This window comes from Jannaschia donghaensis, from assembly GCF_001403795.1.
Lineage (GTDB): Bacteria > Pseudomonadota > Alphaproteobacteria > Rhodobacterales > Rhodobacteraceae > Jannaschia > Jannaschia donghaensis.
In genome coordinates, this window is record NZ_CXSU01000012.1 from 356,559 (window position 1) to 363,668 (window position 7,110).

The 7,110-nt window shown below is 62.5% G+C and carries 7 protein-coding genes; 5 read left to right on the forward strand and 2 right to left on the reverse strand.

Annotated elements, in window-relative coordinates; translation table 11 throughout:
* Positions 1-56 precede the first annotated feature (56 nt).
* Positions 57-1,061: a Gfo/Idh/MocA family protein gene (locus JDO7802_RS11050; protein WP_055085544.1), complete on the reverse strand. Its 1,005-nt coding sequence runs from the start codon at positions 1,059-1,061 to the stop codon at positions 57-59.
* Complete coding sequence (locus JDO7802_RS11055; protein ID WP_055085545.1) at positions 1,058-2,125, reverse strand: isocitrate/isopropylmalate dehydrogenase family protein; 1,068 nt, start codon at positions 2,123-2,125, stop codon at positions 1,058-1,060. The genes JDO7802_RS11050 and JDO7802_RS11055 overlap by 4 nt, the downstream gene beginning before the upstream one ends.
* Positions 2,126-2,185: 60 nt before the next feature.
* On the opposite strand from JDO7802_RS11055, the gene JDO7802_RS11060 reads away from it, so the two are divergent.
* From JDO7802_RS11060 to JDO7802_RS11080, 5 genes are all read left to right on the forward strand, one after another.
* On the forward strand, positions 2,186-2,473 hold the full coding sequence (locus JDO7802_RS11060; RefSeq protein ID WP_055085547.1) for a putative quinol monooxygenase: 288 nt from the start codon (positions 2,186-2,188) through the stop codon (positions 2,471-2,473).
* A gap of 3 nt (positions 2,474-2,476) precedes the next feature.
* On the forward strand, positions 2,477-3,277 hold the full coding sequence (locus JDO7802_RS11065; RefSeq protein WP_055085549.1) for an N-acyl homoserine lactonase family protein: 801 nt from the start codon (positions 2,477-2,479) through the stop codon (positions 3,275-3,277).
* Positions 3,278-3,445: 168 nt separating this feature from the next.
* Positions 3,446-4,498, forward strand: coding sequence for a TRAP transporter substrate-binding protein (locus tag JDO7802_RS11070; RefSeq protein WP_055085551.1), 1,053 nt, complete (start codon positions 3,446-3,448; stop codon positions 4,496-4,498).
* A gap of 97 nt (positions 4,499-4,595) precedes the next feature.
* Positions 4,596-5,426, forward strand: coding sequence for a TRAP transporter small permease subunit (locus tag JDO7802_RS11075; protein ID WP_055087217.1), 831 nt, complete (start codon positions 4,596-4,598; stop codon positions 5,424-5,426).
* A 3-nt stretch (positions 5,427-5,429) separates the two neighbouring features.
* Positions 5,430-6,878, forward strand: a complete 1,449-nt coding sequence (locus JDO7802_RS11080) for a TRAP transporter large permease (protein ID WP_055085553.1) — start codon at positions 5,430-5,432, stop codon at positions 6,876-6,878.
* Positions 6,879-7,110: the final 232 nt, after the last annotated feature.

Sequence of the window (7,110 nt, forward strand, 5' to 3'; positions counted from 1 at the left end):
TGACCCTAGGCCCCCAACCGTGAAATTTGCGTAAATGGCCCCGCCGCTTGCCGATTTCAGCCGTTATCCCACGGCAGCCAGGTTTTCGCCCCGTGGCTGGCATAGGCCAGTTCGGCTAGGCGCATGACGTCCAGATAGCATCGCGCTTCGTTCTCGAAGGGGCGAACACGGGCCATCGCGTCGACGACGTGGCGTTGCAGGGCGAAGACGCTATCCCCTGCGAAACCGGGCCAATCCTGTGGCTCCAACAGGGTTTTTCGATCCTGTGATCCGAAGGCGCGCAGCGTCACCATCCCGTCTCCGCGCAGGTCGATGGTGCCCGCGTCCCCTTCCAACAACGCCTCCCCGAAGGTGCGTCGCGTGTCGTCGGTGTCGAAATCGAGCAGCCGGTTGCCGTCAAGCATCGCACGCGCGCCGTTGGCGTAGTCGAAGATCAGATGGCCCGCGTCCTCGCCCCGAATGGCCGGGTTCAGGCGCCGCAAATCGGCGTAAAGACCGGTCGGATCGCCCAGCAAATAGCGGAAGGTGTCGATGTAATGCACGCCTGTTTCGTGGATCAGCAATCGGGGCATCGTCTGGAAATAGGGCTGGCGCGCCAGATAGGCGTCGGGGCCCTGTCCGTCGCCGGTGCGCATCCGGAAGGTCAGGTTGCGGAGCGTGCCGATGCGGCCCGCGTTCAACGCCTGCTTCATCGCGCGGAACCACGGCTGAAAACGGAAATTTTCGTGCACCAGAAGCGGGACGCCGGCCGCTTCCGCTTCGGCCGTGACGGCCTCCGCTTCCTCGAGGGAGGTGCAGAACGGCTTCTGACAGATGATGACGCGCGGGGATCGGGGCAGGGCGGCGCGGATCGCCGCCGCGTGCATCGGCGGGGGTCCCGCGATGTCCAGAATGTCGAAACGCCCGGAGGTCAGCATGGCGCAGAGGTCAGTAAAATCCGCGCCCTTGTCCGGGTCCGCATCGCAGGTGGCGGAGAGGATGACGTCGTCCATCCGCTCCCACGCGCTGCGGTGGAACTGCGCGAAATAGCCCAGCCCGATCAAGCCAACGCGCAGGGTCACAGCCGCGCCATGACGGCGGCACCCGCGCCTTTGCAATCAAGCAATCCGCCCAGGTCGCCCGTCGTCTCTCCGGCGGCGAGGCAGGCGTCGACGGCGGTTTGGATGCGCGCGGCATCGTCGATCATCAGGGGCATGTCGTGGCGACGGCCCAGCCAATCCAGCATCATGCACGCCGACAGGATCATCGCGAAGGGGTTCGCGATGCCCTTGCCCGCAATATCAGGGGCGGAGCCGTGACAAGGCTGAAACAGGGCGTGGTCATCGCCGATGTCCGCGGATGGGGCCATGCCGAGACCGCCCATCAGGCCCGCGCCCAGATCAGACAGGATGTCGCCGAACATGTTTTCGGTCACCATCACGTCCCAGTCCCAAGGTTTCAAAACGAACCACAGGGCCATCGCATCGACATAGGCATGATCGGCCGTCAGATCGGGATACCCCCGGGCCACGTCATCGAAGATGTCGCGCCAGAAGGCGAAGGCACGAAAGACGTTTGCCTTGTCGACCGATGTGACGCGTCCAGGGTGGCCAAGGGCCTTGCGATCCTGAGCCAGTCTGAACGTGTAGTCGCAGACCTTGGTGGTGGTCTTGCGCGTCAGGCGCAGCGTCTCTTCGGCGAAATCCGCTTCCACGCGCCCCTTTCCCTGCGTGTGAAACAGCCCTTCGGTCGATTCACGGACAAGGACGAAATCGACCGTCTTGTCGTCGGGCAGGTTCAGGGGCGTCTTCATCCCCGGAACGATGCGGACTGGACGAATGCCTGCATAGAGGTCGAGCGCGATGCGGATGTCGATCTGCGGCGTCATCTCGGTCCCGTCGGGATAGCGGACGGCGGGATCGCCAAGCGCGCTGAGCAGGATCGCGTCGGCCTTGCGCGCCGCGTCCAGCGATGCCTGCGGCAAGTCCGATCCGACATCGAGATAGCTGGCCGCCCCGGCGGGGCATTCCACATATCTGAAGTCGTAGGCGTCGGAAATGGTGTTCAGAATGTCCAAAGTGGGGGCCATGATCTCGGGTCCGATACCGTCGCCGTGAAAGACCGCAATTTCGAAAGTCTTGGACATTTTGATATTCCTCACGTCTGTTGACATCAGCAATAGGAAGCAATCCGTCGGAGGGGAAGCATGTTCGCAGTCGTCGTCACCATACAGGTCGTCCCCGGCGGGATGGCCGCGTTCAAGCCCGCGATGATGGAAAACGCCCGCGCTTCGCTGGGGGAGCCGGCCTGCCACCGCTTCGACGTGGCGACCGATCCGGCCCGTCCGGACGAGGTATTCCTCTATGAACTCTACGATGACGAAGCCGGGTTCGACGCCCATCGCACAACGGCGCATTACAAAACCTTCGATGCCGCCGTCGCCCCCTTGATCGTCGAGAAGACGGTCCAAACCTATGCCGTGGTCGAGGGTTGATCCGTGAGCGTGTGGGACGTCACCGCGATCCGCTACGCCGACCGGACCGCGCGCATCCGGGCCGACAGTTTCATCTTCGATGACGATCACGCTGCACCGCATCCGATGGATTACTTCATGTGGCTGCTGCGCCGGGAGGAGGAGGTCATTCTGGTCGACACGGGATACGATGGACCGGAGGGCAACCGGCGCGACCGCCCGATCCTGATCGACCCACGGGATGCGTTGAAACCTTACGGCCTGACGGCCGACGACATCACAACCGTCATCGTCACCCATCTGCATTACGATCATGCGGGCGGGTTGCATCTGTTTCCGAACGCGACGTTGCACATACAGGCCAGCGAAATGGCTTATGCAACGGGGCCCTGCATGTGCCATGCCGTCTTGCGGATGCCGTTCACGGGCGACCATATCTGTGAAGCGGTCAAACGGCTCCACTCCGGCCGGGTGGTCTTCGCCGACGGCGACGCGCAGGTGGCCGAGGGCGTGACCGTCCATCGCATCGGTGGCCATTCCAAGGGGTTGCAGGCCGTGCGGGTGCGCACGCAAGCCGGATGGCTGTGCCTGGCATCGGATGCCGCCCATTTCTACGAAAATTTCCTGACCGGGCAGCCGTTTCCGATTGTCGTGGATGTGGCAGAGATGCTGGAGGGATTCGCGATCCTTCGCCGACTGGCCTCCAGACCGGAGTTGATCGTGCCCGGTCACGACCCGCTGGTGCGCGACCTTTTTCCCGCGGATTCGCGCGGCGGATGGAAGCTTTCGGCCGGACCGACGAAGCCGCGTCCGGATTTCGAGTAGCGATCGGCGCACGCGACAGAAAATTGCGTGATTTCCACCGTCCCGACGATATTAATGTCTGGCGTACAACAATCCAAATCGGTAAGAATTTGTTACCAGACGGCCCGGGAGGGGTCGTCTAACGGGCGCAACGTCGCCTGACGCAAGGGTCCAAGGGAGAGGAACCACATGAAACTCAAAGCCATCGCGCTCGCCACCACGGCAGCCATCGCATCCACGGGTGCCGCCAACACGCAGGAGGTCCTCGAGATGACCTCCGCTTTCGGTAAGAACCTGCCGATCCTGGGCACCGCCGGGGTCGACTTCGTCGAGAAGATCAACAGCATCTCGGAAGGGGTCGAGTTCGAGCACTTCGATCCCGGCGAGTTGGTTCCCACGCTGGAAGCCCTCGACGCCGTGTCGAACGGCTCGGTCGATGCCGCCTACACCACCGCCGGTTACTGGCAGGGCAAGATCACGGCCGCGTCGCTTTTCGCCGCCGTGCCGTTCGGCCCCGAGGCCGGCGAATTCCTGGCCTGGATGCTCTATGACGACGGCGCGGAAATGTTCCAGCGCATGTACGACGACAACGGCTACAACGTGCACGTGATGCCATGCGGCATCATCGCCCCCGAAACCTCGGGCTGGTTCAAGAACGAGATCAACTCGGTCGAGGATCTGGAAGGTCTGAACATGCGTTTCTTCGGCCTGGGTGCCGAAGTGATGCAGCGCCTGGGCGTGTCCACGTCGCTTCTTGCCGGGGGTGACATCTTCCCCGCGCTGGAGCGTGGTGCCATCGACGCGACCGAATTCTCGATGCCCCGCATCGATGCGCGTCTCGGCTTCTACAACATCGCGAAGTTCAACTACTTCCCCGGTTGGCACCAGCCCGCCACGATGTTCGAACTGTTGGTCAACAAGGACGTCTGGGAAGGTCTGGACGAGCGCAGCCAGAAGCAGATCGAAGTCGCCTGCCTGGCGAACATCACGACCAACTATGCCGAAGGCGAGGCCACCAACTTCGAGGCCATGAGCACCAACGAGTCGGAAAACGGTGTGACCAACAAGGTCTGGCCGCCCGAAATGCTGGAAACCTTTGAGACGACCTGGAACGAGGTTGCCGAGGAGCTGGCCGCAGAGGACGAGTATTTCGCGGAAGTCTGGAACGACCTTCAGGAGTTTCGTGCCGGGTACAAGACCTGGGGCGACACGATCTATCTGCCGCGTCCGCGTGGCAATTGATCTGACCTGACGACCGACGATCAATGAACCGGGCGGCCCCACGGTCGCCCGGTTTTCACGACAGCGGCCGGCCGGGTCGCATGCAGCGGGGAACATGATGACGCAGCACGAAGACGAAGTGGTCGTGGCCACCGAAGGCGCGCCGATCGTGGCCATCTCCGACCCCGGCGAAGTCGGCCGGGCGGAGCACAATCGCGGCGACCGCGCCGTGGTGCAGGTCGCCAACGTCTTCTCCTGGCTCTATCCCATCCTGATCATCGCCATCTGCAGCCAGGTCGTTCTGCGCGGCATGGGCAACAACCAAGCCTGGCTCGACGATGCGCAGTGGTGGATTTACGGTGCCGCCGTCCTGATCGGGATCGGCTATGCCGTTACGACCAATTCCCACGTGCGCGTCGATATCTTCTATGACGGCTACGCCCCCGCCAAGCAGCGCAAGATCGACATCTTCGCGCTGGCCTGGCTGTTCCTGCCTTTCATCATCCTGTGCTGGGACACGACCTTGCCCTATGCCCTGACGTCGATCGTCGCTGATGAAGGGTCGGACAGTCCGAATGGCCTTCACAACCTTTGGATCCTAAAGACGTTCATGAATGTCAGCTTCCTCTATATCGCCTTCGCGACCTGGTCGGCCTATGTCCGATACCTGTCGCAGATCACGCCGCCGGTATGGTGGCGCAAGCTGCTCTACGCCTTTCCGGCCGTCGCCTTCGTGGTGAACCTCGTCATCTACTATGCCGCCCTCGGCCTTGTGCTGCTAACGTCCGAAGCGGGGACGACTGCCCGTCAGGCCACGCGCCACTGGTTCTTCGACACGTTCGCCATCGGCCCGGAGGAGATGAAATACACCGTCGCCTCTGCCCTGATCGCCACTGTCCTCATCATCGCGGCCACCTATGCCCTGCGTGACAAGTCGGGCGAGGTCTGAGCGATGTTCCTCCTCGAATTCATCGGGCGCGTCATGACCCTGAACGAACTGGCCGTCCTGGTCATGTTCCTGTCCTTCATCTGGATGCTCTTCCGCGGCATTCCCGTGGCGATGGCGCTGGTGGGGGTTTCGCTGATTTTCGCGCTGTTCGCGGAAATCTTCCTCGACCCGTTCCGCGCCAACTTCCGCGACATCATCGAATTCGACCGCACCGGCATCGATTATCAGCGGCTGTCGATCCTGTCGGGGCGCCTGTTCGGCAACATCGTGAAGAACCCGGTCCTCGTGGCCCTGCCGATGTTCATCTACATGGGTCTTATGCTGGATCAGTCCGGCGTGGCGCAGCGCATGATGCATGCCATGCAGAAGCTGTTCGGCGGCCTGCGCGGCGGCCTGTCGCTGACGGTGCTGCTGATCGGTATCATCCTCGCCGCCTCAACCGGCGTTATCGGGGCGTCGGTCACGCTGCTGGGCGTGATGGCCCTGCCGGCGATGATGAAGCAGAACTATTCCAAGGAAATCGCCACCGGCACCATCGCCAGTGCCGGCACGCTGGGCATCCTGATCCCGCCCTCGATCATGCTGGTCATCATGTCCGATCAGCTGGCGATCTCGCTGGGTGATCTGTTCATGGGCGCGCTGTTCCCCGGCCTGATCCTGGGCGGGCTCTATATCGCGTTCATCGTGATCTACGGCCTGGTGAAACCCGGCGCGATGCCCGCTCCCGAACAGACCGAGGACGTCGGCTGGCCCGTCGTGAGAGAAGTGCTTTTGGCGGTGGTGCCGCCGATGTTCCTGATCCTGCTGGTTCTGGGGTCGATCTTCGCAGGCATCGCGACGCCGACCGAAGCCTCGGGTTTGGGCGCTTTGGGGGCCACGGTTCTTGCGTTCGTGAACGGCAAGCTGTCGTTCAAGGTCCTGAAAGAGGTTGGGCGATCAACGATGAATACCTCCGGCTACATCGTGGGTATCTTCCTGGCGGCAAATTTCTTCGCGCTGGTCTTGCGCCGTTATGGCGGGGACCAGATCGTCGAGGAACACGTGCTGGGCATCTTCCAGAACCCTTACATGGTCGTGCTTTTCATCCTGTTCATCGTGTTCCTGCTGGGCTTCCTGCTCGACTGGATCGAGATCACGATCATCATCATGCCTCTGATGCTGCCGATCATCATGGGGCTGGAGCTGGCGGTGCCGGGCTTCGGTCAGGTGCAGGACCCCGAGGTGGTCTGGTTCGCGATCCTTGTGGCGGTGACGCTGCAGACCAGTTTTCTGACGCCACCGGTGGGCTTTGCGTTGTTCTATCTCAAGGGGGTCTGCCCGCCCGGCGTGACGCTGGCCCATATCTATCGCGGTGTCATTCCGTTCGTGCTGTTGCAGCTGACGGGTCTGGCTATCGTGTTCCTGTTTCCGGCGCTGACGACGTGGCTGCCCTCGGTTGCCTACGGCAATTAGGGCGGTCGCCGTCTCGCGCAGGAAAAGAAGGGGTGCCCTTGGGAGGGGGTGCCCCTTCGCCTTTTGGGCCCCGATTTCGGGTGCGGCGCCGCACGGGGTTTAATCCGCCGCGCGCCGATGCCATCTGAAAGGCACGATAGAAGCGGAGCACACCATGGATCGCACCAAGACACTCCTTCTGGGCGCAGGCGTCGCCGTTCTGGCCCTGGGTGGCGGCATCGCCCTGCGTCAG